Source organism: Nocardioides kongjuensis, from assembly GCF_013409625.1.
GTDB classification, from domain to species: domain Bacteria; phylum Actinomycetota; class Actinomycetes; order Propionibacteriales; family Nocardioidaceae; genus Nocardioides; species Nocardioides kongjuensis.
This window is the reverse complement of record NZ_JACCBF010000001.1, coordinates 1,089,659-1,116,429: the sequence shown is the minus strand read 5'-3', so window position 1 is coordinate 1,116,429 and position 26,771 is coordinate 1,089,659. Positions and strand designations below refer to the sequence as shown.

Annotated in this window: 27 protein-coding genes; 11 read left to right on the top strand and 16 right to left on the bottom strand. The window is 72.2% G+C overall.

Going from position 1 to position 26,771, the window contains the following annotated elements:
- Window positions 1-70: 70 nt before the first annotated feature.
- From BJ958_RS05225 to BJ958_RS05215, 3 genes are read left to right on the top strand one after another with little or no spacing between them, the layout of a single operon-like run.
- On the top strand, window positions 71-1,867 hold the full coding sequence (locus BJ958_RS05225) for an FAD-dependent oxidoreductase (RefSeq protein WP_179725865.1): 1,797 nt from the start codon (window positions 71-73) through the stop codon (window positions 1,865-1,867).
- On the top strand, window positions 1,864-2,919 hold the full coding sequence (locus BJ958_RS05220; RefSeq protein ID WP_179725864.1) for an iron-containing alcohol dehydrogenase: 1,056 nt from the start codon (window positions 1,864-1,866) through the stop codon (window positions 2,917-2,919). Before BJ958_RS05225 ends, BJ958_RS05220 begins: the two co-directional genes overlap by 4 nt.
- A complete protein-coding gene (locus BJ958_RS05215) occupies window positions 2,916-3,797 on the top strand; it encodes an intradiol ring-cleavage dioxygenase (protein WP_179725863.1) in 882 nt (293 codons plus the stop codon). Before BJ958_RS05220 ends, BJ958_RS05215 begins: the two co-directional genes overlap by 4 nt.
- 1 nt (window position 3,798) lies before the next feature.
- Here the strand turns inward: BJ958_RS05215 and BJ958_RS27630 are convergent, their stop codons facing one another.
- Both BJ958_RS27630 and BJ958_RS27620 read right to left on the bottom strand, forming a co-directional pair.
- Window positions 3,799-4,734 (bottom strand): LysR family transcriptional regulator, encoded by a 936-nt coding sequence (locus BJ958_RS27630; protein WP_343052822.1) that lies wholly within the window; start codon window positions 4,732-4,734, stop codon window positions 3,799-3,801.
- Window positions 4,692-5,894: an MFS transporter gene (locus BJ958_RS27620; protein WP_246319009.1), complete on the bottom strand. Its 1,203-nt coding sequence runs from the start codon at window positions 5,892-5,894 to the stop codon at window positions 4,692-4,694. Before BJ958_RS27620 ends, BJ958_RS27630 begins: the two co-directional genes overlap by 43 nt.
- A 131-nt stretch (window positions 5,895-6,025) precedes the next feature.
- Between BJ958_RS27620 and BJ958_RS05205 the strand changes: the two genes are divergently transcribed.
- Together BJ958_RS05205 and BJ958_RS05200 are read left to right on the top strand one after the other, a co-directional pair.
- The gene (locus BJ958_RS05205) at window positions 6,026-7,303 is read left to right on the top strand and encodes a D-arabinono-1,4-lactone oxidase (RefSeq protein WP_179725861.1); all 1,278 of its coding nucleotides are present in this window, start codon (window positions 6,026-6,028) and stop codon (window positions 7,301-7,303) included.
- The gene (locus tag BJ958_RS05200; protein ID WP_179725860.1) at window positions 7,300-8,520 is read left to right on the top strand and encodes an alanine racemase; all 1,221 of its coding nucleotides are present in this window, start codon (window positions 7,300-7,302) and stop codon (window positions 8,518-8,520) included. Before BJ958_RS05205 ends, BJ958_RS05200 begins: the two co-directional genes overlap by 4 nt.
- A gap of 225 nt (window positions 8,521-8,745) precedes the next feature.
- Here the strand turns inward: BJ958_RS05200 and BJ958_RS05195 are convergent, their stop codons facing one another.
- The 7 genes from BJ958_RS05195 to BJ958_RS05165 form a co-directional block, all read right to left on the bottom strand.
- Complete coding sequence (locus BJ958_RS05195) at window positions 8,746-9,153, bottom strand: YccF domain-containing protein (protein WP_179725859.1); 408 nt, start codon at window positions 9,151-9,153, stop codon at window positions 8,746-8,748.
- 22 nt (window positions 9,154-9,175) lie between these two features.
- Window positions 9,176-9,580, bottom strand: coding sequence for a YjbQ family protein (locus BJ958_RS05190; RefSeq protein WP_179725858.1), 405 nt, complete (start codon window positions 9,578-9,580; stop codon window positions 9,176-9,178).
- Window positions 9,581-10,188: 608 nt separating this feature from the next.
- Window positions 10,189-10,398 carry a hypothetical protein gene (locus BJ958_RS05185; RefSeq protein WP_179725857.1) on the bottom strand — a complete coding sequence of 70 codons (210 nt, stop codon included), beginning with the start codon at window positions 10,396-10,398 and terminating at the stop codon, window positions 10,189-10,191.
- A 31-nt stretch (window positions 10,399-10,429) separates the two neighbouring features.
- Window positions 10,430-10,813, bottom strand: a complete 384-nt coding sequence (locus tag BJ958_RS05180; protein WP_179725856.1) for a hypothetical protein — start codon at window positions 10,811-10,813, stop codon at window positions 10,430-10,432.
- An 83-nt stretch (window positions 10,814-10,896) separates the two neighbouring features.
- On the bottom strand, window positions 10,897-11,070 hold the full coding sequence (locus BJ958_RS05175) for a hypothetical protein (RefSeq protein WP_179725855.1): 174 nt from the start codon (window positions 11,068-11,070) through the stop codon (window positions 10,897-10,899).
- Between the two features lie 146 nt (window positions 11,071-11,216).
- Window positions 11,217-12,332, bottom strand: coding sequence for a potassium channel family protein (locus BJ958_RS05170; RefSeq protein ID WP_343052576.1), 1,116 nt, complete (start codon window positions 12,330-12,332; stop codon window positions 11,217-11,219).
- Window positions 12,333-12,341: 9 nt separating this feature from the next.
- A complete protein-coding gene (locus tag BJ958_RS05165) occupies window positions 12,342-13,295 on the bottom strand; it encodes a YihY/virulence factor BrkB family protein (protein WP_179725854.1) in 954 nt (317 codons plus the stop codon).
- 88 nt (window positions 13,296-13,383) lie between these two features.
- On the opposite strand from BJ958_RS05165, the gene BJ958_RS05160 reads away from it, so the two are divergent.
- On the top strand, window positions 13,384-14,514 hold the full coding sequence (locus tag BJ958_RS05160) for a phosphotransferase (RefSeq protein WP_179725853.1): 1,131 nt from the start codon (window positions 13,384-13,386) through the stop codon (window positions 14,512-14,514).
- Here BJ958_RS05160 and BJ958_RS05155 read toward each other — a convergent pair.
- Complete coding sequence (locus BJ958_RS05155) at window positions 14,502-15,836, bottom strand: cation:dicarboxylate symporter family transporter (protein ID WP_179725852.1); 1,335 nt, start codon at window positions 15,834-15,836, stop codon at window positions 14,502-14,504. The two genes, BJ958_RS05160 and BJ958_RS05155, sit on opposite strands and share 13 nt — an antisense overlap.
- A gap of 136 nt (window positions 15,837-15,972) precedes the next feature.
- On the opposite strand from BJ958_RS05155, the gene BJ958_RS05150 reads away from it, so the two are divergent.
- Together BJ958_RS05150 and BJ958_RS05145 are read left to right on the top strand one after the other, a co-directional pair.
- The gene (locus BJ958_RS05150) at window positions 15,973-17,562 is read left to right on the top strand and encodes a sensor histidine kinase (protein ID WP_343052575.1); all 1,590 of its coding nucleotides are present in this window, start codon (window positions 15,973-15,975) and stop codon (window positions 17,560-17,562) included.
- The gene (locus tag BJ958_RS05145) at window positions 17,559-18,251 is read left to right on the top strand and encodes a response regulator (protein ID WP_179725850.1); all 693 of its coding nucleotides are present in this window, start codon (window positions 17,559-17,561) and stop codon (window positions 18,249-18,251) included. Before BJ958_RS05150 ends, BJ958_RS05145 begins: the two co-directional genes overlap by 4 nt.
- 1 nt (window position 18,252) lies before the next feature.
- Here BJ958_RS05145 and BJ958_RS05140 read toward each other — a convergent pair whose 3' ends face one another.
- Window positions 18,253-19,704, bottom strand: coding sequence for a glycine hydroxymethyltransferase (locus BJ958_RS05140; RefSeq protein ID WP_179725849.1), 1,452 nt, complete (start codon window positions 19,702-19,704; stop codon window positions 18,253-18,255).
- A 424-nt stretch (window positions 19,705-20,128) separates the two neighbouring features.
- Here BJ958_RS05140 and BJ958_RS05135 point away from each other — a divergent pair, with 424 nt between their 5' ends.
- From BJ958_RS05135 to BJ958_RS05125, 3 genes are all read left to right on the top strand, one after another.
- Entirely contained in the window at window positions 20,129-21,847 is a 1,719-nt protein-coding gene (locus BJ958_RS05135) for a nitrite/sulfite reductase (RefSeq protein ID WP_179725848.1), read from the top strand.
- A gap of 199 nt (window positions 21,848-22,046) precedes the next feature.
- Window positions 22,047-22,793 carry a phosphoadenylyl-sulfate reductase gene (locus BJ958_RS05130; RefSeq protein WP_179725847.1) on the top strand — a complete coding sequence of 249 codons (747 nt, stop codon included), beginning with the start codon at window positions 22,047-22,049 and terminating at the stop codon, window positions 22,791-22,793.
- Window positions 22,794-22,824: 31 nt separating this feature from the next.
- On the top strand, window positions 22,825-23,568 hold the full coding sequence (locus BJ958_RS05125; RefSeq protein WP_179725846.1) for a sirohydrochlorin chelatase: 744 nt from the start codon (window positions 22,825-22,827) through the stop codon (window positions 23,566-23,568).
- A gap of 104 nt (window positions 23,569-23,672) precedes the next feature.
- Here the strand turns inward: BJ958_RS05125 and BJ958_RS05120 are convergent, their stop codons facing one another.
- From BJ958_RS05120 to BJ958_RS05100, 5 genes are read right to left on the bottom strand one after another with little or no spacing between them, the layout of a single operon-like run.
- Window positions 23,673-24,083, bottom strand: coding sequence for a DUF3037 domain-containing protein (locus tag BJ958_RS05120; protein WP_343052574.1), 411 nt, complete (start codon window positions 24,081-24,083; stop codon window positions 23,673-23,675).
- A complete protein-coding gene (locus tag BJ958_RS05115; protein ID WP_343052573.1) occupies window positions 24,080-24,862 on the bottom strand; it encodes a HipA family kinase in 783 nt (260 codons plus the stop codon). Before BJ958_RS05115 ends, BJ958_RS05120 begins: the two co-directional genes overlap by 4 nt.
- The gene (locus BJ958_RS05110) at window positions 24,859-25,716 is read right to left on the bottom strand and encodes a PPK2 family polyphosphate kinase (protein ID WP_179725844.1); all 858 of its coding nucleotides are present in this window, start codon (window positions 25,714-25,716) and stop codon (window positions 24,859-24,861) included. Before BJ958_RS05110 ends, BJ958_RS05115 begins: the two co-directional genes overlap by 4 nt.
- 1 nt (window position 25,717) lies before the next feature.
- Window positions 25,718-26,230, bottom strand: a complete 513-nt coding sequence (locus BJ958_RS05105; protein WP_179725843.1) for a phosphoribosyltransferase family protein — start codon at window positions 26,228-26,230, stop codon at window positions 25,718-25,720.
- The gene (locus tag BJ958_RS05100) at window positions 26,220-26,771 is read right to left on the bottom strand and encodes a regulatory protein RecX (protein ID WP_179725842.1); all 552 of its coding nucleotides are present in this window, start codon (window positions 26,769-26,771) and stop codon (window positions 26,220-26,222) included. The genes BJ958_RS05105 and BJ958_RS05100 overlap by 11 nt, the downstream gene beginning before the upstream one ends.

The window sequence follows — 26,771 nt, the reverse complement described above, 5'->3', positions numbered from 1 at the left end:
GGGTGCGCATTTCCGCCATCGCCGCCCGCTGCTGTGGCGGCCGCCACAGCAGCGGCCCCACCCTCGGGACATGGCTGAGTTCAACGACGGGATCGCCGACACCGAGCTGCCCGCGGTCGAGGACGTGGTCGAGACCGATGTGCTGGTCGTCGGTTCCGGCCCCGGCGGCGCCGCGGCGGCGCTCTTCCTGAGCACCCTCGGCGTCGCGAACATCATGATCACCAAGTACCGCTGGACCGCGAACACCCCGCGCGCCCACATCACCAACCAGCGCGCGATGGAGGTCTTCCGCGACCTCGGCATCGAGCAGCAGGTGCTCGCCGACGCGACGCCGCACGAGCTGTGCGGCGACACCGTGTTCTGCACGAGCATCGCCGGCGAGGAGATCGGCCGGATCCACACCTGGGGCACCCGTCCCGACCGCGAGGCCGACTACCAGCTCGCCTCGCCGTGCCTGACCGTCGACATCCCGCAGACCTACCTGGAGCCGATCCTGGTCCGCAACGCGACCGAGCGCGGCACCCAGGCTCGCTTCTCGACCGAGTACCTCTCCCACGTGCAGGACCACGACAAGGTCGACGTCCGGGTCCGCGACCGGCTCACCGGCCACGAGTACACGATCCGCTGCCGCTACCTGGTCGGCGCGGACGGCGCACGGTCCAAGGTCGCCGCCGACATCGACCTGCCCTTCGAGGGCGCGATGGACATCGCCGGGTCGATGAACATCACCTTCAAGGCCGACATCAGCCAGTACGTCGACCACCGGCCCTCCGTCCTCTACTGGGTCATCCAGCCCGGCTCCAACGTCGGCGGCATCGGCACCGGACTGGTCCGCATGGTCCGGCCGTGGGACGAGTGGCTGATCGTCTGGGGCTACGACATCAACGAGGAGCCGCCCCACCTCGACGACGCCGAGGCGGCGCGCATCGTCCGCGACCTGCTCGGGATGCCCGACCTGGAGCCTGAGATCACCGGCTACTCGCTGTGGGGCGTCAACGAGATGTACGCGACGCACCTGCAGCGCGGACGGGTGTTCTGCGTCGGCGACGCGATCCACCGGCACCCGCCGAGCAACGGCCTCGGCTCGAACACCTCGGTCCAGGACTCCTACAACCTGGCCTGGAAGCTGGCCGCGGTCCTCAGGGGCGAGGCCGACCCGAGCCTGCTGGAGAGCTACTCCGAGGAGCGGGCACCGGTCGCGAAGCGGATCGTCACCCGTGCCAACCGGAGCGCCCGCGAGTTCGCGGAGATCTTCGATGCGCTCGGCATCACCGGGCTCACCGATCCGGCCGCGATGGCCGCGATGATCGAGCAGCGCAAGGAGAACACCCCCGAGGGCGCGGCCCGGCGGGCCGCCCTGGTCTCGGCGATGGACCGCAAGAACTACGAGTTCAACGCCCACGGCGTGGAACTCGGGCAGTTCTACGAGTCGCGGGCGATCGTCTCCGACGGCACCCGGCCGGCACCGAGCCCGGACGAGGACCTCTACCACGTCATGTCCACCTCGCCCGGCGCCCACCTGCCGCACGCGTGGGTCGGCGACAACGTCGCGAAGCGCGCGATGATGGACCTCGCGCCGTACGACCGCTGGACCCTGATCACCGGCGTCGCCGGCGAGGACTGGGCACCGGCGGCGGAGAAGGTGGCGGCAGCGCTCGGCGTGGCGCTGACGAGCGTGGTGATCGGCCCCGGCCGCGCGGTCACCGACCTCTACTACGACTGGTCCAAGCTGCGCGAGGTCGAGGAGAGCGGAGCGCTGCTGGTCCGCCCCGACAAGCACGTCGCCTGGCGCGCCCACACCCTCGCCGACGACCCCGAGGCCGCGCTCCACGCCGCGCTCAGCACGGTGCTGGGGAGGGACGCGTGAAGTACGTCCACGACACCCTGCCGCAGCGGGTGCGGCTCGCGTCCGGCGAGGCCGCAGCCGCCGTCGCCGAGGAGGTCGCCGCGCTCGGCGCCACCCGGGTCATGGTGATCGCCTCCGACCGGGAGGCCGCCCTCGCCGCCACGGTCACCGCCGGACTGCCCGTGGTGCTGACGTTCGACGAGGTGGTGATGCACGTCCCCGTCGAGGTCGCCGAGCGCGCCCGCGCCGCTGCGGCCGACGCGCAGGTCGACGTGGTGGTCACCGTCGGAGGCGGCTCGACGACCGGGCTCGGCAAGGCGGTCGCGCTCACCACGGGCCTCCCGGTGATCGCGGTGCCGACGACCTACGCCGGCTCCGAGGCCACCGACGTCTGGGGCCTCACCGAGGGCTCGGTGAAGACGACCGGGGTCGACCGGCGGGTGCTCCCTCGCGCCGTGGTGTACGACGCCACGCTGATGACCGGCCTGTCCGTGGACCTGTCGGTGGCCAGCGGCCTCAACGCCCTTGCCCACTGCGTCGACTCACTGTGGGCACCGCGCGCCGACCCGATCAACGCGGCGCTGGCCACCGAGGGCGCCCGGGCCCTGTGTGCCGGGCTGCCCGCGGTCGTCGCCGACCCGCGCTCGCTCGAGGGGCGGGAGCAGACCATCCACGGCGCCTACCTCGCTGCCGTCGCCTTCGCGTCCGCCGGGTCCGGCCTGCACCACAAGATCTGCCACGTGCTCGGCGGTCGCTACGACCTCCCGCATGCCCAGACCCACGCAGCCGTGCTGCCGCACGTGCTCGCGCTCAACGTGCCGAACGCGCCCCGGGCCGACGCCCGGCTCGCTGCGGCCTTCGGCGCACCCACCGCCCTGGCTGGCCTGGAGCGGCTGCGCACCAAGGTCGGTGCGCCCAGGGCGCTGCGCGACCACGGATTCCGCGAGGACCAGGTCGCCGACGCGGTGGCGGCCGTCCTGCCCGTCGTACCACCATCGAACCCGACACCGGTCACCACCGAGAACCTCACCGCGCTCCTGCGCGCGGTCTGGGAAGGAGCCGATCCCGCATGAGCACGCCCGTCTCCGCCGAGCAGCAGGCCCGCGAGCAGGACCTGGTCGAGCGCGTCCTGCGCTCCTTCGACGCCACGGCCGACCCGCGGCTCAAGGAGGTCGTGCAGGCGCTCACCCGGCACCTGCACGCCTTCCTGCGCGAGGTGCGGCTCACCGAGGCCGAGTGGGAGGCCGGCATCGGCTTCCTCACCGACGCCGGCCACATCACCGACGACAAGCGGCAGGAGTTCATCCTGCTCTCCGACGTCCTCGGCGCCTCGATGCAGACCATCGCGATGAACAACGAGGCTCACGGCGACGCCACCGAGGCCACCGTCTTCGGGCCGTTCTTCGTCGACGGCTCGCCGCGCATCGAGTCCGGCGGCGACATCGCCGGCGACGCCGCCGGTGAGCCGTGCTGGGTCGAGGGCACCGTCACCGACACCGACGGCCGTCCCGTCGCGGGTGCGCGGATCGAGGTGTGGGAGGCCGACGACAACGGCTTCTACGACGTCCAGTACGACGACGACCGGACGGCCGCCCGCGCCCACCTGTTCAGCGGGCAAGACGGGAGCTATGCGTTCTGGGCGATCAGGCCCACGCCGTACCCGATCCCGGACGACGGCCCGGTCGGCCGGATGCTCGCCGCCACCGGCCGATCACCGATGCGCGCCTCGCACCTGCACTTCATGGTCACCGCGCCCGGACAGCGCACGCTGGTCACGCACATCTTCGTCGAGGGCGACGAGCTGCTCGAGAGCGACTCGGTCTTCGGCGTGAAGGAATCGCTGGTGAAGAGGTTCGAGCAGCAGCCGGCCGGCACCCCGGCTCCCGGTGACCGGGTGGTCGACGGCGCCTGGTCGCGGGTGCGCTTCGACATCGTGCTGGCCCCGGCCTAGATCAGGTGCTCGGCTCGATCCGGCCGCGCGCCTCGATCCGCTCGACCACCTCCCGCTCGCGGTCCCGCACGGCGCACACGGTGTCGACGAAGCGCGCGACGGCAGCCGAGCGCTCGCCCACGTGCCAGGCGACGGCGACCTGCGAGCCCGGCCAGTCCTCGACCGGGAGGAACCGGACGCCGGGCAGCGGCGCGTAGGTCATCACCGCGGCGCCGGTGACCCCGATCGCCGCGCCCGCGGAGACCAGGGACGTCTCCTCGGTGACCGAGGAGACGGCGACGAAGGCCCCCGGGCTCGAGCGGGCGTCGTACAGGCCCCAGAAGGCGCGGTAGACCTCGTCGGTCGTGTCGGACAGCGTCAGCGGATGGGCGACCAGGTCACGTGCCGAGACCGAGGTGCGGGTCGCGAGCGGGTGGGTCTCGGCGACCATCGCGACGACCGGGTCGGTGAAGAGCACCTCGGTCTCGATCCGCTGGGTCCCCTGCGGCAGCCGGATGAACGCGACGTCGGTGACGCCGGAGGCCAGGCCGGCCGACGGGTCGTTGGCGGGGAACTCCCGCATCTGCACCTCGACGTCCGGGTACGCCGCGCGGAAGGCCGTCATGATCGGGGCGGTCAGCTCGAGCGCGGCGCCGGGGATGAAGCCGAGCCGGATCCGCCCGCTCAGCAACCGGTCGGTACGACGAGCTGCGGCGACCGCGTCGTCGAGGCGCTCCAGGACGTCGCGGACCGCGACGAGGAAGGACTCCCCGGCCGGCGTCAGCGCGACGCTGCGCGTGGTCCGCTCGAAGAGCTGGACGCCCAGCTCCTCCTCGAGCTCCTTGATCTGGCGGCTCAGCGCCTGCTGCGTGAGGAACACGCGGGCGGCCGCGCGGCTGAAGTGGAGCTCGTCGGCTACCGCGAGGAAGTAGCGGAGCTTGCGTGTCTGGAGGTCGATGTCCGTGATGCTAGGGCATGTCCTGTCGGCAGAGCCGGCAGCGCGAGGAGCGTGACGGCAGCCAGGAACGCGAACGCCGCGGCCGGGGCGTCGACCAGCAGGCCGGCGAGACCGGTGACGACGAGCGCGCCGAGCTGGCCCGCCATCCAGACCAGCCCCGCTGCGGCACCGGCGGACGGTCCGGACGCACGCTCGCTCAGCTCCAGCACGATCGGCAGGGCGGGCAGCAGGAGCACGCCGACCACGACGAACGCACCGAGCCCCGTGCCCATCCCCGGGAGGCCCGCGAGGACGAGACACCCGGCGACGGCCGCCAGCACGCCGGCGAGGACGGCCTCGCGCTGGCGGCCCCGGTCCGCCGCCCACACCGGTACGACGGCGCAGCCGATCACGCCCGCGGTGACGTTGAGCAGCAGGAGCAGACCCGCCCGGTCGCTGCTGACGCCGGCCGGCTCGAGCAGCGGCTGGCCCCAGGTGGTGAGGGCGGTGAAGGTGCCGAACGGGACCGGCACCAGCACGCACATCCGGCGCACCACCGGGTTGCGCCAGGCCGCGCGGAAGTCCGCCAAGCCGGTCGCCGGCTGCTCGGGCACGAACCCGGGCGCCTCGCGGAGCACGACGAGCAGCACGAACGCAGCAGCCACCGCGGCCACCGCGCCGATCACCAGCGCGGCGTGCAGGCTGACCACGGTGCCGAGCAGGAAGGCCAGGATCATGCCGGCGAAGGTGCTGGCGGAGGCGGCTGCGATGCCGCGCGGGCGGTCGTCGGCGCGCAGGTAGCGCGCCGGGACGGCCGAGGTGGCGGTCACCACGAGGGGCTGGGCGACGGCGATCAGGGTCTGGCCCGCGAGGGCCGTACCGAAGTCGTCGCCGGCCAGGCGCACGCACGCACCGAGCGCGGTGAGCACCGCGCCGAGCGCCAGGGTCGGGCGCAGCCAGCGGTCGAGGGCCAGGCCGGTGGGGATCGCGAGGACGACGTAGAAGAGCGGGAAGACGTTCGCGAGCCAGCCGATCGCCCCCTCGGAGACACCGTAGTGGTCGGCGGCCACGGTCGTGACCGGCGCGTAGGTGAGCCAGAGCAGCTGGGTCACGGCGCCGACGACGGCGAACGCCGCGAGGACGGCCCAGCTCGAGCGGGGGTGCGGTTCGGTCGCGGCCATGGGAGGAGCGTGACCCCGCCCACCCCTGGCGCGGAAACAACCACCCATCCCGGATTGACAACCGCGATGGTGTGAGTGGGTGCGGATTCCCGTGCTTCACCGGTACGGCGGGCCGGGGCAGGGTGGTGGCCATGTGGAAGAACTGGACCGGCGACCAGAGCTGCACCCCGGCTCGGCGCGCCCTGCCGTCGTCCGTCGACGAGGTCGTCTCGACCGTCCGCAGCGCTGCCGAGCGCCGCCAGGTCGTCCGCGTCGTCGGCGCCGGGCACGCCTTCGGCGACAACGTCGTCACCGACGGGACCCTCGTCTCCCTCGACAGGCTGACCGGACTGCACCACGTCGACCGCGTGACCGGCCTGGTCCGGGTCGCCGCCGGCACCCGGCTGCACGACCTCAACGACCTGCTCGACGACCACGGCCTGGCCCTCGCCAACCTCGGCGACATCAACGTGCAGAGCACGGCCGGCGCCATCTCGACCGCGACCCACGGCACCGGCGCGAAGCTGGGCAACCTCGCCACGCTGGTCGAGTCGGCCGAGCTGGTCACCGCCGACGGCACGGTCGTCGAGGTCGCCGGCGACGACCTGCGCGCGGCCCGGGTCAGCGTCGGTGCCCTGGGCGTCGTGACGGCGTACACCCTGCGCACGGTGCCGTCCTTCCGCCTCCACGAGCGACGTGACCGGCTCCCGCTGAGCCAGGTCCTCGCCGAGCTCGACGCGTACGCCGACGGCAATGACCACTTCGAGCTCTTCGTCTTCCCGCACGCCGACGACGCGCTCACCAAGGAGCTCAACCGCACCGACGAGCCGATCAGCACCCGCGGCAGGGTCGGGGCCTACCTCGACGAGGTGATCGTCGAGAACCGTGTGCTCGACCTGGTGTGCCGCGCCGGGCGCCGCTACCCGTCGGCGATCCCGCGGCTCAACCGCGCCGTCACCCGGCTCGCCGGCTCCTCCAGCCGGGTCGACGTCAGCCACCGCGTGTTCTCCAGCCCGCGGCTGGTCCGGTTCACCGAGACGGAGTGGGCGTTCCCGCGCGAGGCCGTCACCGAGGCGCTCACCGACGTCCTCGCGATGATCGAGCGCCGCAGGTTCGAGGTGAACTTCCCGCTCGAGGTGCGCTTCGTCGCCGCCGACACGGAGTCGATGCTGAGCCCGTCGTACGGCCGCCCGACGGCGTACATCGCCGCCCACGCGTACGCCGGCATGGCCTGGCAGGAGTACTTCTCGGCGATCGAGGAGATCGCGGCGGCGTACGGCGCACGCCCGCACTGGGGCAAGCGGCACACCCTGGGCGCGGAGGCCCTGCGTGGGCTCTACCCCGAGTTCGACGCCTTCCTCGACGTCCGCAAGCGCTTCGACCCCGACGGCGTGTTCACCAACGCCCACGTCGAGCGGATCTTCGGATGACCACCACCCGGGTCCTCGACCTCGCGGCCGTCACCACGCCCGCGGCCAGCGTCGCCGCGCTCGCCGCGGCGACGGCCCACCTCGAGCCGCCGTACGCCGTCGTCGACCTCGGCGCGCTCGCCACCAACGCCCGCTCCCTGGTGAGCAGGGCCGCCGGCAAGCCGGTGCGGCTCGCGACCAAGTCGGTGCGCTGCCGTGCGATCAGCGACGCGGTGCTCGACCTCGACGGCTACGCGGGCATCCTCGCCCTCACCCTGCCGGAGGCGCTCTGGCTGGCACGGACCTGCGACGACGTCGTGGTCGGCTATCCCACCGCCGACGTGCACGCGATCCAGGAGCTCGCGAGCGACGAGCGGCTGGCCGCCAGGGTGACCCTGATGGTCGACTCGACGGAGCAGGTCGACCTGATCGAGAGCGCCCTGCCTGCGGGCGCGCCGCCGATCCGGGTCTGCCTCGACCTCGACGCGTCGCTGCGACTGCTGCAGGGCCGGCTGCACCTCGGCACCCGCCGCTCCCCCGTCCACGCTCCCGAGTCCGCCCGCCGCACCGCTCTCGCGATCGCCGCCCGCCCGAGGGTCCGGCTGGTCGGCATGATGGCCTACGAGGGACAGGTCGCCGGCCTGGGCGACAACACCGGCTCCCTGCTGCACCGCGCACAGGTCCGGGCGATCCAGGCGACCTCGATCGCCGAGCTGGCCCGCCGCCGGGGCGCCGCGGTGGCTGCGGTGCGTGAGGTCGTCGACCTTGAGTTCGTCAACGGCGGCGGCACCGGCAGCATCGAGACGACCGTCGCCGAGGACGCAGTCACCGAGGTGGCCGCCGGGTCGGGGCTCTACTGCCCCACCCTGTTCGACGGGTACCGCCGCTTCCAGCCCCGGCCCGCGGCGTACTTCGTCACCAGTGTCGTACGACGTCCGGCACCCGACATCGCCACCGTGCTCGGCGGTGGCTGGGTCGCCAGCGGCGTCCCCGGCCCGGACCGGCTCCCCACGCCGGTGTGGCCGCCCGGGCTGCGGCTGACGTCGATGGAGGGTGCCGGCGAGGCGCAGACCCCGCTCACCAACGCCGCCGACTTCCGGGTCGGCGACCGGGTCTGGTTCCGGCACGCGAAGGCGGGCGAGGTGTGCGAGCGGGTCAACGAGCTGCACCTGGTCGACGACGGGAAGCTCGTCGCCAGCGTCGCGACGTACCGCGGAGAGGGACACGCGTTCCTCTGAGTCGAGGAGGAACGCGTGTCGGTTGCGTCGCAGACGCGCGCAGCCACCCGGACCGGGGACTGCCCGGCGGGTGGCTGCGCGGTGCTGCCGGCTGGCCCCGTCAGCCGCCTCTCGGCGAGTGGCCGCTCTCAGCGGCGAAGGGTGAGGCCCGGGGGCATGATCTCGGACCAGCTGATGTCCACAACCACGTGACCGGCGCGGGCATTCCCGACCGGCCGGGCCCGCTCAGAAGCGGGCCCCCGCCAGCACGGCGCCGGCCCGGTCGGTCGGCACGATCTCGCGCCCGAGCGGCAGCAGGCTGACCGGGATCATCTTGAAGTTGGCCACCCCGAGCGGGATGCCGATCACCGTGAGGCACAGCAGCACACCCGTGACGACGTGGCCGATGGCCAGCCAGATCCCGGAGAGCACCAGCCACAGCACGTTGCCGATCCCGCTCGCGATGCCAGCGCTCTGCTTGACCACGACCGTGCGCCCGAACGGCCACAGCGCGAAGAAGCCGATCCGGAAGGACGCCAGCCCGAACGGGATGCCGATGATGGTGATGCACCACAGCGCGCCGGCGGTCAGGTAGCCGAGGAACATCCAGAACCCGCACAGGACCAGCCAGATCACGTTGAGCAGCACCTTCATGGTGGCGAGCCTACGGAGGCGCTCAGCCCGCGAGGAAGCTGAACCGCACCTCGCGCTCGTGGTTGTCGACGTTGAGGTCGACCAGGCAGATGCTCTGCCAGGTGCCGAGCGCCAGGCGACCGTCGAGCACCGGGACCGTGGCGTACGGCGGCACCAGGGCCGGAAGCACGTGCGAACGGCCGTGGCCGCGGGTGCCGTGACGGTGCAGCCAGCGGTCGTCGGCGGGCAGCAGCTCGCCGAGCACGGAGAGCAGGTCGTCGTCACTGCCGGCGCCGGTCTCGAGGATCGCGAGGCCGCAGGTGGCGTGCGGGACGAAGACGTGGAGCAGGCCGTCGCCACGGCCGGCCGCGAACCTCGCGCAGTCGCGGGTCAGGTCGAGGACGACGTCGCGGTCGCCCGTGCGATAGGTGCGGGTCTCGGTGTCCACGGGACCATCATGTCGTCGTCTGCTCCGTCACAGGTGCGCTCTTCCTGCGACGGAGCAGACACCCGGATCTCCCGGGTCCGACAGGCACTCAGTGGTCTCCCGGAGAGCACCCGCCCATGGTCAGGCTGAGTGGGGACGCCTCACCACGGCCGGCTCGTCGCAGGGAACAACCACGAGCCGGGGAAGGAGGGATGCAGGGAGCCGCACCGGGCGGTGTACGTCGCACGATCGCCATGCGCGGGATCCCTTCATCGTCGCGACCGGACCGGTCCCGAGACTCGTCTGGTCCTCGCTCACCATAGGTCTGCGACGGGAGGCCGGGAGCGAACTTCTCGAAGGCTTTACCCGCCGCGTCACGAAGTGCCCATGCCGACAACCGTGCCGACTAGCAGGCCGGCAACCATGCCGACGATCGGCTGGCCATCGGCCGGCAAGGGGAACGCCCTGCCCGGCATGGCCGGGCAGGGCGCCTGGTGCCCGGCGAGTGTGGGGTTCGTCGGGCACGCTGTGGTTGGGGAACCGGGACCGAGAGTAGTGGCCCGAACCGCCACGCGGGGCGAAATCGGCGAGATGACGCCGCACGACTTCCGTGGTCGGTCCGGGCGCGGTCACGGAGCCGGCGCGCCGCCCTTCTGCTCGAGCGGGACGGGCCGCAGGGCAGTGGCCGCCAGCCAGTCGGTCACGGTCCGGCCCTCCCGGTCGACGTACGCCACCAGGCCCTCCCAGCCGTGGTCGGTGGAGCGCCAGTGGAGGACCAGTCCGGGCAGCTCGACCGGCACGAACGCCAGCCGGACCCACACGTGTCGAACCCCCGCCATGAGGCCAGAATAGAACACATGTTCGAATACGTCAGGACGGGCTCTGCTCCTCGATCCCGGTCGCGACCGGACGCTCCGGCGGGGCCTGCCGACGACGCGCGACCACGGCGGCGGCCGCCCCCAGGACGCCGAGCACGCCGAGCACCACCAGCGCCCGGCCGCGGCGGCGGTGCGGTTGCGGGATGCGGTCCGAGACGGTGTCCGGCAGCCGGTCGAGGACCGGGTCGGGGATCCGTCGCGCGAGCGAGGTCGCCGCGAGCGCGCCCTTCTCCATGGCCGCCGCACGGCCGTGGTGGATCAGGGGCGGGGCCTTCTCCGCCACGTTGTGGACCGCGGACTCGACGTCGGGCACGACGGCGTCGACGAGGTCGCGCAGGTCGTCCCTCAGCAGTTCGGCCGTGCTCTTGCGGTGCATGGGTGCCTCCTCCTCGGATACGGGCTACGCACGCGCAGTACCCGATCCCCCGAGCGCAACCCTGCGGCCTCAGCCGCCCGGGATCAGCTGGCCGCGGCGTGGTCGAGGTCGGCCGAGCACTCGTTGCAGCGCACCCGCCGCTCGTGCTGGTCGGGCGGTTCCCCCAGCAGCCGGCGGTACCAGCGCGTCTGCTCCGTCAGCCGGTAGCAGCGTGGGCACCAGTCGTGGCGCACCCACGGTCCGAAGTCCTTCCCCATGCGGCCAACACTGCCGGTTCGCCCACCCGATGTCGCGCGGCGCCACGGGGTTCGGACCGATCGACCCGCAGGTCAGGACGGTCGTCGGCGACCCGTGTAGTCCGGGAGGACCAGTGGTCCCGGCGAGGGTCCCGACCGGGCCCGGGTCAGTCCTCGTCGGTGGCGAAGTCCTCGTCGTGGGTGCCGGGACGCGGCGCCCACGGCAGCTCCTTGGCCGGGCGCACGACGACCAGCCGGTCGCCACGCGCGAGCAGGGTCACGACCGGGTCGAAGTAGCGGTAGACCTTCTCGTCACGGATCACCGCGATCACCTGGTCGGGCAGCGACTGGGGCGGCATGCCGACCTCGTTGACGAGCAGCTCGCGCTCGGCGACCTCGAGACCCTCGCCGTAGGTCAGCAGGTCCTCCATCACCGTGCCCAGCGTCGGCGAGAGCGTCGAGAGGCCGAGGAGCCGGCCGACGGCGTCGGAGGAGGTGATGACCGAGTCGGCGCCGGACTGGCGCATCAGCGGGGCGTTCTCCTGCTCGCTCACGGCCGCGACGATCCAGGCGTCGGGGTTGAGCTGGCGCACCGTCAGGGCGGCGAGCACGTTGGAGTCGTCGCGACCGGTCGTGATGATGACCTGGTCGGCCTCCGCGACGCCCGCGCGCTGCAGGACGCCGCGGCGGGTCGCGTCGCCGGTGACGACGGCGAGCTGGTCGGCGTGCGCGTCGGCAAGGGCGACCGGGCTCGGGTCAACGACCACGACGTGCTCGCGGTCGAGCCCGTTGCCGACCAGCGTCTCGACGGCACTGCGGCCCTTGGTGCCGTAGCCGATCACCACGACGTGGTGTCCCATCTGCTTCCTCCAACGAGAGATGCGGAAGAGCTCGCGGCTGCGCTGCGCGAGCACCTCGAGCGTGGTGCCGATCAACAGGACCAGGAACCCGATGCGGGCCGGCGTGATGATGAAGGCGTTGACCAGGCGGGCGCCGTCGCTGATCGGCGAGATGTCGCCGTAGCCGGTCGTGCTCAGCGTGACCGTCGTGTAGTAGACCGAGTCGATCAGCGAGATGGTGCCGTTCGGGTCGGCCGCGGTCGCGTCGCCGGTGTCGCGGTACCCCTCGCGGTCGAGGTAGACCAGCAGCACGGTGCCGGCGAGGATCGCGAACGCCAGCAGCAGGCGGCGTCCCAGCTGCCACCACGGCGACCGGATCCGCTCCGGCAGCGCGACCTGCCCCGTCAGGGGGGTCTCGGCCGGTCCTCCGCTCAGCACGCCCACGGCGGGAACCTACTCCACCGGGTCCGGGGTACGACGCAGCAGGCGGTCCAGCAGCTCCCGGCGCGCCCGCTGCGTGGCCTCCTGGGGGAACACCTCGTCGAAGGATGCGTTGACGCCCGCACCGATCAGCACGGCCAGCGCGGCGATGTAGAGCCACACCAGGATCGCGATCGGCGCGGCCAGCGGACCGTAGATCGAGTGCGAGTCCTCGGCGGTCACGGTGAGCACCCAGCGCAGCAGGTAGGACCCGACGATCCAGCTGGTCATCGAGAACACCGCGCCCGGCAGGTTGAAGCTCCAGCTGGTCCGCACCGGCACGGACACGTGGTAGAGCGTGGCGAGGAAGCACACGCACAGCACGATGATCAGCGGCCAGTAGAACTGCATCAGGAACTCGGCCCGGTTCGGCAGCCAGGAGCGCACCAGCCTGGGGCCGGCGACGACCAGCGGCAGCGTGATCGCGCCGGTGACGACCGCGAGGATGTAGAGCACGAACGACAGGGCGCGGGTCCGCACGATCCCCCGGTGCCCGCCGAGCCCGTGCATGATCGTGATGGTCTCGACGAAGACGTTGAGCGCGCGCGACCCGGACCACAGCGCGAGCACGAACCCGAGCGAGATCACGTCGAAGCGGCCGCCGCGCAGCACGTCGTCCATGGTCGGCTTGATCACCTTGTTGACCGCCGTGTCGGTGAGGAAGCGCGAGAACAGGTCGACGACTGCGCGTCGCACCTCCTCGACCTGGGCGGCGGTGAAGTGCTCGGTGACGTAGCCGACGCCGCCGGCGAGCGCGAAGATCAGCGGCGGCACGGAGACGACGGCGAAGAAGGCTGCCTCGGCGGCGAGGCCGGTGACGCGGTACTTCAGGCACGAGCTCGCCGTCGTGACGACCAGGCGCCACACCAGGCGGGCGAGGCGACGGTGCCAGGGCAGCACGACCTGGGTGCCCGAGTCGTCCGCCATGGGCTTCACGCTAGCGGCCCGGAGCCGGTGCCCCGGGGACCCGCACGGCCCTACGATCGGGTGATCTGCGTCGCTGTAGGAGGCCACCGTGCACGACCGATCCGCTCTCGGTGCCGCCGACGTCGGCGACGACCTGCTCGCTGCGATGCTCGCCGAGCTCCTCGGGGTGGACGACGTCGAGCTCGTCTCGTCGTACGCCGAGGTGGTCGACTACGCGTTGCCCGCGATCACCACCGGTGGCCGCTGGTGGGTGCGCGGCACCGCCGCCGTCGACGGCCACGCCCACGACTTCCGGCTCTTCGTGAAGCAGGTCCACGAGTGGTCGCGCTCGCCGCTCTTCGAGAGCGTGCCGCCCGAGGTGCGGGAGTGGGCGGCCGGCGTGGTCCCGTGGCGCACCGAGGGCAGGGTCTACGCCTCCGACCTCGCGGACCACCTGCCGCCCGGGCTGGCGATGCCCCGCGCCCTCGGCGTCCACGACATCGACAGCTGCTCCTACAGCGTGTGGCTCGAGGTGGTGCCGACCGTCGACGCGGTCTGGGACCTCGACCGCTACCGGCACGCCGCCCACCTGCTCGGCCGGTTCGCGGCACGCCCCGGCATCCGGGCGCTGGCCCGGATCGGGAGCGACGAGTGGGACGTCCGCAGCTACGTCGACGGACGTGTGGGCCACCAGGTGCTGCCGATCCTCGCCGACGAGGGCGTGTGGCGCCACCCGCTGGTCGCCGGCGCGTTCACCGACCTCCGTCCCCGGCTGCTGGCCGCTGTCGACGACCTCCCCCGCCTCACCGAGGAGCTGCTCGCGCAGCCGGAGCTGGTCGGCCACGGCGACGCCTGCCCCAACAACCTGCTGGTCCGACCGGACCGCGACGGCTTCACCCTGATCGACTTCGGCTTCTTCATGGCGCTGCCCGTCGGGTTCGACCTCGGCCAGCTGCTCGTCGGCGAGGTCCAGCTCGGGCGCGGCTCCGCGGACGGGCTCGCCGAGCGCGACGAGGCCTGCCTGGCGGCGTACGTCGACGGCCTGGTCGCCGAGGGCGTCGACCTCGGCATCGAGGCGGTCCGCCGGGCTCACGCGTTGCACCTGCTGATCTTCAGCGGGCTGTCCGCGATCCCGTTCGAGGTGCTCGACCAGGAGCCCACGGACGCACTGCGGGCGATGGCCGCCACGAGAGCAGCCATCGCCCGCCACAGCCTGGACCTGGTCGATCAGACCGGCTGAGGCACCCGCTCGGGCTCGGCCTGCGGGGCGTGGTCGTCGAGCATCGTGGTCTCGTCGAACGGCTCCTCGCCGGCGAGCACGCGGTCCAGCCGGGCCCGGTCGATGCCGCCGGTCCAGTGGCCGACCAGGACGGTGCCGACGGCGTTGCCGGCGAAGTTGGTCAGCGCGCGGGCCTCGGACATGAACCGGTCGATGCCGACGATCAGGCCGACGCCGTCGACCAGCTCCGGGCGGTGCGACTGCAGCCCGCCGGCCAGCACGGCCATGCCGGAGCCGGTGACGCCCGCGGCGCCCTTGGCGGCGATCATCATGAACAGCAGCAGCGAGACCTGCTCGCCCAGGGCGAGCGGCGTGCCCATCGCCTCGGCGATGAAGATCGAGGCCATCGTCAGGTAGATCGCGGTGCCGTCGAGGTTGAACGAGTAGCCGGTCGGGACGACGACGCCGACCGTGGTCTTGTCGACACCGGCGTGCTCCAGCTTGGCGATCGCCCGGGGCAGCGCGGACTCCGAGGACGACGTGGCGAGGATGAGGAGGAACTCGCGGCCCAGGTAGCGCAGCAGCGCGAAGATGTTGATCCCGGTGGTGACCTTGAGCAGCGTGCCGAGCACGACGACCACGAACAGCACGCAGGTGATGTAGAAGCCGACCATCAGCACCGCCAGGCTCTTCAGCGCGTCGACGCCGCCCTGGCCGGTCACCGCGGCCATGGCGCCGAACGCACCGACCGGCGCCGCCCACATGATCATGGCCAGCAGCCGGAACACGAGTCGCTGCAGGTGACCGACCGCGGTGATGATCGGGGCGCTCGTCGCACCCATCCGCTGGAGCGCGAAGCCGACGAGCAGGGCGACCAGCAGGGTCTGCAGGACACTGCCGCTGGTGAGCGCGCTGAACAGCGAGGTCGGGATGATCCCGAGCAGGAACGCCGTGGTGTCGGCGTGGCCCTCGGCCGCCTTCTCGTGCGCCGTGGCCGCCGCCTCGGCGCTCAGGTGCAGGCCGTCGCCGGGCTGCAGCAGGTTGCCGACCAGCATGCCGATCGACAGCGCGACGGTCGACATCACCAGGAAGTAGCCGAGCGCCAGGCCGCCGACGCGGCCGACCTTGGCCGCACTGGCGACGGACCCGACGCCGAGGACGATCGTGCAGAAGATGACCGGCTGGATCATCATCTTGATGAGGTTCACGAAGCCCTCGCCGAGCGGCTTGAGCTCGACGGCGAAGCCGGGGAACAGCAGGCCGGTCGCGATGCCGAGCAGCACCGCGCCGATCACCGCGAGATAGAGGTAGTGCGTCCGCGCGCCGCGCGCCGTGGTGGTCATGGTTCCTCCGGTATCGCCTGGTCTGGCTGGGGTACGACGCCACTCTGCGACCGGTCGTGACGACCGTCACCGTTGTGTTCGTTGTGTTCGTGGCGCACGTCACACCGACGGCCCCCGGCTGGGCGAGAATGGCGACGTGCCCCGACCCCGCCTGCTCCGCGACCGCCCGGTCGCCCGCCAGGTGCTGGTGCTGCAGGTCGGCACGGTGCTGCTGCTCGTCGTGGTCGGCATCCTGATGGCGTCCTACGACGCCCGGCGCGACTCCCGCAGCCGGGCGACCCAGCGCGCGGTCGCCGTGGCCCAGACCGTGGCCGACTCCCCCGCCGTCCGCGAGGCGCTGCGCAGCACCGACCCGACCGCCGAGCTGCAGCCCTGGGCCGAGCAGGTCCGCCGCGACACCGACACCGACTTCGTCGTGGTCATGGGCCTGGACCGCACCCGCTTCACGCACCCCGACCCGACGAAGATCGGCGGGAGGTTCGTCGGCGACCTCGGCGGCGCGCCCCGTGGCGAGGTCTTCACCCAGCAGTACACCGGCACGCTCGGACCGTCGGTGCGCTCCGTCGTACCGGTGGAGGACGGTGGCAGGGTCGTGGCGCTGGTGTCGGTCGGGATCACGGTCAGCGACATCGACCGCGGGCTGCGGCGCGACGTGACGGTCGTGGTGCTGTGCGGGCTGCTGGTGCTGCTGCTCGGCCTCGCCGGCGCGTGGCTGCTGGGCCGACGGCTGCACCGGGTCACCCACGGGATGGGCGAGCAGGAGCTCGCGCGGATGTACGAGTACTACTCCGCGGTCCTGCACTCCGTGCGCGAGGGGCTGCTGCTCCTCGACGGAGCCGGCCGCGTCCAGCTCGTCAACGACGAGGCGCGTCGGCTGCTGGCGCTGCCCGAGGACGTCGTCGGCCGGCCGGTCGAGGACCTCGGCCTGGCACCCGGCCTGGTCGCCGCCGCGCGTGGGCGCACCGCGGAGTCCGACGACCTCTACCTCGCCGGCGAGCGGATGCTCGTCGTGTCGGCCGCGCCGGCTCGCTGGGACGGCCGTGACGTCGGGTCCGTCGTCACGCTGCGCGACCACACCGAGCTGCGCTCGGTGACCGGCGAGCTCGAGGTCGTACGACGCCTCACCGAGTCGCTGCGCTCGCAGAACCACGAGTCCGCCAACCGGCTGCACACCGTGGTGTCCCTCATCGAGATGGGTCGCCCCGACGACGCGGTCGAGTTCGCGACGTCCGAGCTGCACGTCGCCCAGCTGCTGACCGACCAGGTCGTCGGCGCCGTCGAGGACCCGGTGCTGGCGGCGCTGCTGCTCGGCAAGACCGCCGAGGGCGCCGAGCGTGGCATCGACCTCGCGATCACCGGCACCGTCCCGGCGGGCACCAGCATCTCGGCCCGCGACCTGGTCACCGTCGTCGGCAACCTGGTCGACAACGCCTTCGACGCCGTCGCCCTCGCCGACCCGCGCCGGGTCGCGGTCGCCCTCGAGGGCGACGCCGGGACACTCGTCGTGCGCGTGGGCGACAGCGGCCCCGGCCTCGACGCGGACGCAGCCGAGCGGGTGCTCGACCGGGGCTGGACCACGAAGGCGGAGCCCGGCACCGGCCGCGGCCTGGGCCTCGCGCTCGTCGTCCAGGTCGCCCGCAAGCACGACGGCGACGTCACCGTCGCCCGCTCCACCCTCGGAGGCGCGGAGTTCACGGTCACCCTGCGCGCGGGAGCGGCATCGTGAGCGTGCGAGTGCTCGTCGTCGAGGACGAGGAGCTGGCGGCCGAGGCGCACGCGTCGTACGTCGGGCGGGTGCCGGGCTTCACACTGGCCGGCATCGCCCGCTCGGCCCGCGAGGCCGCGCGGGCCCTGGACGCCGCCCGCGACGCCGGCGCGCCGGTCGACCTGGTGCTGCTCGACATGAACCTGCCCGACACCCACGGGCTCGGCCTGCTGGCCGGGCTGCGCGGCGCCGGGCACCTGTGCGACGTGATCGCGGTGACCGCCGCGCGCGACACCCAGGTGGTGCGCCAGGCCGTGGGCCAGGGCGTCGTGCTCTACCTGCTCAAGCCGTTCACGTTCGCGACCTTCCGCGCCAAGCTCGAGCAGTACGCCGCCTACCGCGCCGAGCTCGAGGCTGCCCCGGCCGAGGTGGTGCAGGACGAGGTCGACCGGCTGCTCGGGTCGTTGCGCCCCAGCGCCACCGCCCCGCTCCCCAAGGGGATGAGCACCGAGACGCTGCGCGCCGTCACGGCCGCGCTGCGCGATGCCGACGGCGACCTGTCGGCGAGCGAGGTCGCCACCGCCGTCGGCAGCTCACGCGTCACCGCGCGTCGCTACCTCGAGCACCTCGCCGACCAGGGCCTCGCCGCCCGCGGCCTGAGGTACGGCGCGAGCGGCGGGCGGCCCGAGGTCAGCTACTCGTGGAGGTGAGTCACGCCAGGTCGAGGCCCGGGTACAGCGGGTGCTTGTCGAGCAGCTCGGCCGACGCCGAGCGGACCTTGTCGGCCACGCCGTCCGCGAGGACGTAGGAGGCCTTGGAGGGCGCACCGGCGGACGTCGTGCCCGGCGTGGTGTTCTTGAGGACCTCGACGATCAGCTCGGCGACCGCGTCGAACTCGGCGCCACCGAAGCCGCGGCTGGTCAGCGCCGGGGTGCCGATCCGGATGCCGGAGGTGTACCAGGCGCCGTTCGGGTCGGACGGGACCGAGTTGCGGTTGGTGACGACGCCCGCGTCGAGCAGTGCCGACTCGGCCTGACGACCGGTGAGGCCGAAGGACGACACGTCGAGGAGCACGATGTGGTTGTCGGTGCCGTCGGTGACCAGCTTGGTGCCGCGCTTCTGCAGGCCCTCGGCCAGCGACTTGGCGTTGTCGGCGACGGCCTGGGCGTAGGTCTGGAAGGCGGGCGTGCGGGCCTCCGCGAAGGCGACGGCCTTGGCGGCCATCACGTGCGAGAGCGGACCGCCGAGCACCATCGGGCAGCCGCGGTCGACGCTCGGCGCGTACTCCTCGGTCGCGAGGATGAAGCCACCGCGCGGGCCGCGCAGCGACTTGTGCGAGGTGCTGGTGACGACGTGGGCGTGCGGGACCGGGTCCTCGTCGCCGGTGAACACCTTGCCGGCCACCAGGCCGGCGAAGTGGGCCATGTCGACCATCAAGGTGGCGCCGACCTCGTCGGCGATCTCACGCATCTTGGCGAAGTTGACGCGGCGCGGGTACGCCGAGTAGCCGGCGACCAGGATGAGCGGCTTGAACTCCTTGGCCTTGGCCCGCAGGGCGTCGTAGTCGATGAGCCCGGTCTCGGGGTCGGTGCCGTACTGCTGCTGGTGGAACATCTTGCCGCTGATGTTCGGGCGGAAGCCGTGGGTGAGGTGGCCGCCGGTGTCGAGGCTCATGCCGAGCAGGCGCTGGTTGCCGAGCTCGTGGCGCAGCTTCTCCCAGTCGGCGTCGGAGAGGTCGTTCATGTTCTTCACGCCGGCGTTCTCCAGCCACGGGCCCTCGACCCGGTGGGCCAGGATCGCCCAGTACGCCGTCAGGTTGGCGTCGATGCCGGAGTGCGGCTGGACGTAGGCGTACTCGGCACCGAACAGCTCGCGGGCGTGCTCGGCCGCGAGCGCCTCGACGGTGTCGACGTTCTGGCAGCCGGCGTAGAAGCGGTGGCCGACCGTGCCCTCGGCGTACTTGTCGCTGAACCAGGTGCCCATGGTGAGCAGCACGGCCGGCGATGCGTAGTTCTCGCTCGCGATCAGCTTGAGCGACGCTCGCTGGTCGGCGAGCTCCTGGCGCGTCGCGTCCGCGATGCGCGGCTCGACGGAGGCGATGACCTCGAGGGCCTGGTTGTACGCGCTGCTGACGAGGGCGCCGTTGAGGGAGTTGTCGCTCATGGCGCACAGCCTAGGGCGTGCCGGGTCCTGCTCGGCGGACGGCCGGGTCGCCCCGGGCCGTGCGACGGCAGGGCGCCGGCGCGCCCGGGTGCTGCCGGTGTGCTGGCGCGCTGGCAGGCGGCACCTGGTGTGACGTGCATCGCAGGTCCCGCCTGAACGGGCGGTGCAGGCGGGCATTCCGTCCACATTCTGGGACCGCCATCCAGATAATGAGATTCGGATTTGTGGACCGGCCGTCCGAGGGATGAGACTCATTGACATGGTCACTGCTGCCACCCATGCGCACCTCGTGGTTCGACGCCACGTGGACTTCGGGCGCACGCGCAGCATGATGTGTTGGCCTCGCTGACGTCGCCGCCGCATCCACCCGAGCCGCACGCCCACACATCCGGGCGTACCCATCAGCGAAGGACCTCCTCTCCGCATGCCTGACCTGCGCTTCAAGCCCGAGCGAGCCAAGTTCACCGAGATCCCGCGCCCGAAGCGCGCGGAGGGCCAGTGGGCCCTCGGCTACACCGAGCCGCTCAACAAGAACGAGCAGTCCAAGAAGGACGACGACCCGCTCAACGTGCTGGACCGGATCCTCTACACCTACTCTAAGCGGGGCTTCGACTCCATCGACCCCGCCGACCTGCGCGGGCGGTTCCGCTGGATGGGCCTCTACACCCAGCGCAAGCCCGGGATCGACGGCGGCAGGACCGGCGCGCTCGAAGAGGAGGAGCTGGACGACCGCTACTTCATGATGCGGGTCCGCTCCGACGGCAAGCTGCTCTCCCCCGCCGCCGTGCGCGCGCTGGGCCAGATCGGCGTCGACTTCGCCCGCGACACCGCGGACGTCACCGACCGCGAGAACATCCAGTACCACTGGATCGAGATCGAGAACGTGCCCGAGATCTGGGAGCGCCTCGAGGCGGTCGGACTGCACTCGCTGGAGGCGTGCGGCGACTCGCCCCGACCGTTCCTCGGCTCGCCGGTCGCCGGCGTCGCCAAGGACGAGATCATCGACGGCACCACGGCGCTGGAGGAGATCGAGCGCCGGTTCATCGGCAACAAGGACTTCTCGAACTTCCCCCGCAAGTTCAAGACCGCGCTCACCGGGCACCCGAGCCACGACGTCTCGCCGGAGACCAACGACGTCTCGTTCGTCGGCACCGTCCACCCCGAGCACGGCCCGGGCTTCGACGTGTGGGTCGGCGGCGGGCTGTCCACCAACCCCATGCTCGCCCAGAAGCTCGGCGTGTGGATCCCGCTCGACGAGGTCCCGGACGTCTGGTCCGGCGTGGCCGGCATCTTCCGCGACTACGGCTACCGCCGCCTGCGCTCGCGGGCCCGGCTGAAGTTCCTCGTCGCCGACTGGGGTGTCGAGAAGTTCCGCGAGGTCCTGGAGAACGAGTACCTCGGCAAGAAGCTCGAGACCCTCGCCTCCCCCGAGTCGCCCGTCGGTCACCGCGACCACATCGGCGTGCACGAGCAGAAGGACGGCAACTTCTACGTCGGCGTCGCGCCCACCGCGGGCCGCGTCTCCGGCACGCTGCTGGTGCAGCTCGCCGACCTGCTCGACGAGTACGGCGTCGCCGGGGCCCGCCTCACGCCGTACCAGAAGATCGTGCTCATCGGTGTGGCCGGCGACGTCGTCGACGCACTGCTCGACCGGCTCGACGAGATCGGCCTGTCCGCGCGTCCGTCGGCCTGGCGCCGCAACACGATGGCCTGCACCGGCATCGAGTTCTGCAAGCTCGCCATCGTCGACACCAAGAACCGCGCCCGCGACCTGGTCGACGAGCTCGAGAAGCGGTTCCCGGACCTCGACACCCCGATCACCATCAACGTCAACGGCTGCCCGAACGCCTGCGCCCGGACCCAGGTCGCCGACTTCGGCCTCAAGGGCCAGCTCGTCGTCGACGAGAACGGCGAGCAGGTCGAGGGCTTCCAGGTGCACCTCGGCGGCGCGATCGGGCTGCGGGCCAACTTCGGCCGGAAGCTGCGCGCCCACAAGGTCACCAGCAAGGGCCTCGACGACTACATCTCGACGGTCGTCGGCAACTACCTCGCCGACCGCACCGAGGGCGAGGCGTTCGACGCCTGGGTCCACCGTGCCGACGAGGACCTGCTGCGCGGCGAGAAGGCGCTGGAGTCCGTCTGATGTCCGAGGAGTCGGTGTCGTCGCGGGCGGTGCCGTACCACTGCCCGTACTGCGGCGAGACCGACCTGTGGCCGCACGAGCCCACCGGCTGGGAATGCCGGGGGTGCCGCCGAGCCTTCAAGGTCGAGCTGCTCGGCCTCATCAACCGGGCGTCCGACACCCGAACTCACTCCACAGCCAACGAAGAAGGAGGTGCCTCATGACCACCGCCACCACGCGTGCCGCCCGCGAGTTCCGCGGGTCGCACACCGCCGGCCGGTCCCCTGAGGAGCTCCGCGAGCTCGTGTCCCACTGGGGCGCAGAGCTCGAGCTCGCCCCCGCCGAGGTCATCATCGAGTGGGCCGCGGCGACCTTCGGCGAGCGCTTCTGCATCACCTCCTCGATGGGTGACGCCGTGCTGGCGCACCTGGCCGAAAAGGTCGTGCCCGGCGTCGACGTCGTCTTCCTCGACACCGGCTACCACTTCGTCGAGACCATCGGCACCCGCGACGCCGTCGCGGCCACGATGAACGTCAACCTGATCTCGATCACTCCGGTCCAGACCGTCGCCGAGCAGGACGCCGAGTACGGACCCGAGCTCTACAAGCGCGACCCCGACCTGTGCTGCGCCCTGCGCAAGGTCAAGCCGCTGGCCGACTCCCTCGCGCAGTACGACGCGTGGGCCACCGGCCTGCGCCGCGCGGAGACGCACAACCGGGTGATCGCACCGGTGATCGGCTGGGACGCCAAGAAGCAGAAGGTCAAGGTCTCCCCCATCGCCCGGTGGAGCGACGAGCAGGTCGAGCGCTACATCGCCGAGAACGGCGTGCTCGTCAACCCGCTCGTCTACGACGGCTACCCGTCGATCGGCTGCGCGCCGTGCACCCGCCGGGTCGCCCCCGGCGAGGACCCGCGCAGCGGTCGCTGGGCCGGCACCAACAAGACCGAATGCGGGATCCACTCATGACCGCCCGCATCCCGGAGGAAAGGGGGACCCGATGACCGCTCCGGCACTCATCGCCCTTGCCCACGGCAGCCGCGACCCGCGCTCGGCCGCCACCGTTTCTGCGCTCGTCGACGCGACGAAGGCGTTGCGTCCCGACCTGCGCATCGAGAAGGCGTTCCTCGACCTCGCCAAGCCGAGCTTCCACACCGTGGTGGACCGGCTGGTGAAGGCGGGGTACGACGAGATCGTCGTCGTACCGCTGCTGCTGGTGGAGGCCTTCCACGCCCGGGTCGACGTGCCCGAGGTGATCGCCGAGGCGACGACGCGCCACCCCGGCCTGCAGATCCGCGCCACGGCCGTGCTCGGCCTCGAGGCGCGCTTCCTCGAGGTGCTCGACGAGCGTCTGCGCGACGCCCTCAAGGACGCCCGGGTGCGCGAGCTCGACGCGCTCGTGCTCGCCGCCGCCGGCACGTCGGACCCGCTGGCCAACCAGGCCGTCGCCCGGCTCGCCCGGCTGTGGGGTGCGCACCACAAGCTGCCCGTCACGGCGGCGTACGCCACCAGCGCTCCGCCGGCGACCGGCGAGGCGGTGCGGGCCTTCCGCGCCGAGGGCCGTCGCCACATCGCCGTCGCCTCGCTGTTCCTGGCCCCCGGCAACCTGGTCGACCGGGCCACCGAGCTCGCCCTCGAGGCCGGCGCCGTCGCTGTCTCCGAGCCGCTCGGTGCCCACCCGGAGATCGCCCGCACCATCCTCGCCCGCTACGCCGTCGGGGCGGTCGAGCTCGTTCCTGTCTGACAGGTCAGTTTCACCGGCCGGCCGGTGAAACTCGCGCTTGGACGAGGAAGCATCCTCGTCCAAGCGCGAGTTCTGTCGTCCAGGTTCGCGTTATGTCGGCCTCGCTACAGGACGAGCTGCTCCAGCAGGTGCTCGAGGGTGCGGGCCGGGTCGGACGTGACGCCGCCGTGGACCGGGCCGGGTTGCAGCACGGTGCTCTTCGGCGCCTTGAGGAACCCGAAGCGGGTGCTGGCGTCGTCCTTCTCGGCGCGGGAGCCGTACGCCGTCGCGCGCACGCCCACGCCGAAGCCCGCGTGCGCCTCGCCGCGGCAGACCCGGTCGACCGCGTCGAGCGCGGCCTGCACCGAGGCGACGTCGACGTCGACGTCGAGGGCCCGGATCCGGTCGGCGTCGACCGACGAGCGGACGCCGAGGTAGTCCTCGGCCGGGCAGTAGAGCACCACGCCCACGTTGACGAACTCCTCGCGCTCGACCCGCGGGACGCAGCGCAGGGTGACGTACTGGTACGGCTTCACGAGGCCATCTCCGCCGCGGGCAGCCATGCCCGGCCGCCGTCGCGCCGCGCGGCGAGGAAGGCGACGTACCGCTCCCGCAGGGCGTCGGGTGTCTCCGCGCCGGGCACCGGCTCCAGCCAGTCGTCGCACACGTCGGCCAGCACCTGGGTCAGCGCGTCGTCAGTCAGCCGGGCCGCGAGGTCGGCGTCCTGGGCGAGCGCCTGCTCGGCGAATCCGCGCAGGATGTGCTCGGAGGCGTCGTACGGCTGCGCCGCGAAGCGGGCCGGGTCACCCGGGCCGCCGGACCAGGAGTGGTGGAAGTAGAGCGACGCGCCGTGGTCGATGGCCTGCAGGGTGCCGCGCCAGACCAGCAGGTTGGGGTTGCGCCAGCTGCGGTCGACGTTGGCGGTGAACGCGTCGAGCCAGAGCACGCGGCCGGCCAGCTCGGCGTCCGGGGTGCTCGTCGGGTCGTAGCCGAACGAGCCCGGCAGGAAGTCGATGCCGAGGTTGAGCCCGGTGCTGGCGTTGATCAGGTCCTGCACCTCCTCGTCGGCCTCGTAGCGCGCGATCTCCGGGTCGAGCTCGAGCACGACCTGGTCGGGCGTGGGTACGTCGAGCAGCCGGGCGATGCCCGCCACCACGACCTCGGCGACCAGCACCCGGGTGCCCTGGCCGGCGCCACGGAACTTGCACACGTAGGTCCCGAGGTCGTCGGCCTCGACGATGCCGGGCAGGCTGCCGCCCTCGCGCAGCGGCGTGACGTACCGGGTGACCTTGACCTGCTCCATCCGGCCGCTCACAGCGGCTTCTCGTCGAGCAGGCGTTGCTTCTCGTGCTCGACGTCGAAGTCGGCCTCCGGCCAGTCCAGGCCGAAGGCCCGCAGTGCGTCGTGGAGCAGCGTGCCGATCGCCAGGTTGCGGTACCACTTCTTGTCGGCCGGGATCACGTGCCAGGGTGCGACCTCGGTGTTGGTGCGCGCGATCGCGATCTCGTACGCCTCCTGGTAGGCCGGCCACAGCTCGCGCTCGTCGACGTCGCCCGGGTTGTACTTCCAGTGCTTGGTCGGGTCGTCGAGCCGCGCCAGCAGCCGTGCCTGCTGCTCGGCCGCGGAGATGTGCAGCATGCACTTGATGATCGTCGTGCCCTCGGCCGCGAGCTCGGCCTCCCAGGCGTTGATGGCGTCGTAGCGCCGCTCGATCTCCTCCGGCGGCGCCAGTTCGCGCACGCGCGCGATGAGCACGTCCTCGTAGTGCGAGCGGTCGAAGACGCCGATCAGGCCGACCGGTGGCAGCGCCTTGGTGATCCGCCACAGGAAGTCATGGGCACGCTCGTCCTCGCTGGGCGCCTTGAACGAGGTGATCCGCACGCCTTGCGGGTCGACCAGGCCGACGGTCGAGCGCAGCGTGCCGCCCTTGCCGGAGGTGTCCATGCCCTGCAGCACGAGCAGGACCGAGCGGCGACCGCCGGACTTCCCGTCGGCGAACAACCGCTCCTGCAGCTCCGCGAGCTGGGGGCCGAGCTCGGCGAGCGCGGCCTCGCCGTCCTTCTTGTCGCCGTCGAAGCCGGGGGCGGCATCGGTCTCGATCTTGCCCAGGTCGATCGGGCCGGGTGCGACGCGCAGCGTGGACGTCAGGTCCGAGAGGGGGAAGGCCATGTCAGTGGGCCTGGCCGCCGCGCCGGTCGACCAGGGGTGGGGTCGAGGACCAGGGGAAGTCGATCCAGGCGTCGGTACGGCGCCAGACGTACTCCGGTCGGATCACCGTCCACGGCTTCTCGTAGATCACCGCGGTGCGGGCCTCGGCCACGTGGTCGACGAAGAAGTCGCGGACCACCTCGAGGGTCTTGCCGGTGTCGGCGACGTCGTCGGCGATGAGCACCTTCATGCCCGTCAGGTCGATCGCGGCCGGCGTCGGCGGCAGCATCATCGGTACGTCGAGCCGCTCGTTGACGCCGGTGTAGAACTCGACGTTGACCGCCGACAGGTTCTTCACGTCGAGCGCGTAGCCCAGGCCCATCGCGAGGCCCAGCCCGCCGCGGGCGATCGCCAGCACGATGTCCGGCTCGAAGCCGTCGTCGACGACCTGCTGCGCGAGGTCGCGCACGGCGGTGCCGAAGAGGTCGTAGGTCAAGATCTCGCGCTCGGGCGCCGGCGCCGCGTCAGTCGTCACCCGCCCATTCTGCACCGGCGTCCAGCGACTCCGCTGCGGCCCCGATCTCGCGGCGGACCACGGCGTACGCGACACCCGGTGAGTAGCCCTTGCGGGCCAGCATCCCGACCAGGCGGCGCGTGGCGACCTGGGGCTCGAGGCCGCGCATGCTGCGCAGCTTCTTGCGGACCAGGACCGCGGCGGTCTCCTCCTCGTGCGCCGGGTCGACCTCGGCCAGCACCGTCTTCGTGGTGTCGTCGTCGACGCCCTTGCGACGCAGCTCGGCGGCCAGGGCCTTCGTGGCGAGGCCGCGGCTGCGCTGCCGGCCCTCGACCCAGGCGCGGGCGAAGGCCTCGTCGTCGACCAGCCCGACCTCCTCGAAGCGGTCGAGGAGGCGGGCGGTCACGTCGACCGGGACGTTGCGGCGGGCGAGTCGGTCCTCGAGCTCCTTGCGGCTGCGGGCCTTGATGCTCAGCTGGTCGAGGAGGATCTTGCGGGCCACCGACTCGGGGTCGGCGTCCTCGGTCCAGCCGTCGTCCTCGGGGGGTTCCTCGTCGCGCAT

What these genes read in the sequence shown, in the direction of transcription:
- BJ958_RS27620 (WP_246319009.1), bottom strand. Translation starts at nt 5,894, where the DNA reads ATGGCCGCGACCGAACCGCACCCCCGCTCGAGCTGGGCCGTCCTCGCG.
- BJ958_RS05185 (WP_179725857.1), bottom strand. Translation starts at nt 10,398, where the DNA reads ATGGCGGGGGTTCGACACGTGTGGGTCCGGCTGGCGTTCGTGCCGGTC.
- BJ958_RS05200 (WP_179725860.1), top strand. Translation starts at nt 7,300, where the DNA reads ATGACCACCACCCGGGTCCTCGACCTCGCGGCCGTCACCACGCCCGCG.
- BJ958_RS05140 (WP_179725849.1), bottom strand. Translation starts at nt 19,704, where the DNA reads ATGAGCGACAACTCCCTCAACGGCGCCCTCGTCAGCAGCGCGTACAAC.
- BJ958_RS05125 (WP_179725846.1), top strand. Translation starts at nt 22,825, where the DNA reads ATGACCGCTCCGGCACTCATCGCCCTTGCCCACGGCAGCCGCGACCCG.
- BJ958_RS05215 (WP_179725863.1), top strand. Translation starts at nt 2,916, where the DNA reads ATGAGCACGCCCGTCTCCGCCGAGCAGCAGGCCCGCGAGCAGGACCTG.
- BJ958_RS05100 (WP_179725842.1), bottom strand. Translation starts at nt 26,771, where the DNA reads ATGCGCGACGAGGAACCCCCCGAGGACGACGGCTGGACCGAGGACGCC.
- BJ958_RS05225 (WP_179725865.1), top strand. Translation starts at nt 71, where the DNA reads ATGGCTGAGTTCAACGACGGGATCGCCGACACCGAGCTGCCCGCGGTC.
- BJ958_RS05195 (WP_179725859.1), bottom strand. Translation starts at nt 9,153, where the DNA reads ATGAAGGTGCTGCTCAACGTGATCTGGCTGGTCCTGTGCGGGTTCTGG.
- BJ958_RS05135 (WP_179725848.1), top strand. Translation starts at nt 20,129, where the DNA reads ATGCCTGACCTGCGCTTCAAGCCCGAGCGAGCCAAGTTCACCGAGATC.
- BJ958_RS05130 (WP_179725847.1), top strand. Translation starts at nt 22,047, where the DNA reads ATGACCACCGCCACCACGCGTGCCGCCCGCGAGTTCCGCGGGTCGCAC.
- BJ958_RS05110 (WP_179725844.1), bottom strand. Translation starts at nt 25,716, where the DNA reads ATGGCCTTCCCCCTCTCGGACCTGACGTCCACGCTGCGCGTCGCACCC.
- BJ958_RS05155 (WP_179725852.1), bottom strand. Translation starts at nt 15,836, where the DNA reads ATGACCACCACGGCGCGCGGCGCGCGGACGCACTACCTCTATCTCGCG.
- BJ958_RS05175 (WP_179725855.1), bottom strand. Translation starts at nt 11,070, where the DNA reads ATGGGGAAGGACTTCGGACCGTGGGTGCGCCACGACTGGTGCCCACGC.
- BJ958_RS05180 (WP_179725856.1), bottom strand. Translation starts at nt 10,813, where the DNA reads ATGCACCGCAAGAGCACGGCCGAACTGCTGAGGGACGACCTGCGCGAC.
- BJ958_RS05205 (WP_179725861.1), top strand. Translation starts at nt 6,026, where the DNA reads ATGTGGAAGAACTGGACCGGCGACCAGAGCTGCACCCCGGCTCGGCGC.
- BJ958_RS05165 (WP_179725854.1), bottom strand. Translation starts at nt 13,295, where the DNA reads ATGGCGGACGACTCGGGCACCCAGGTCGTGCTGCCCTGGCACCGTCGC.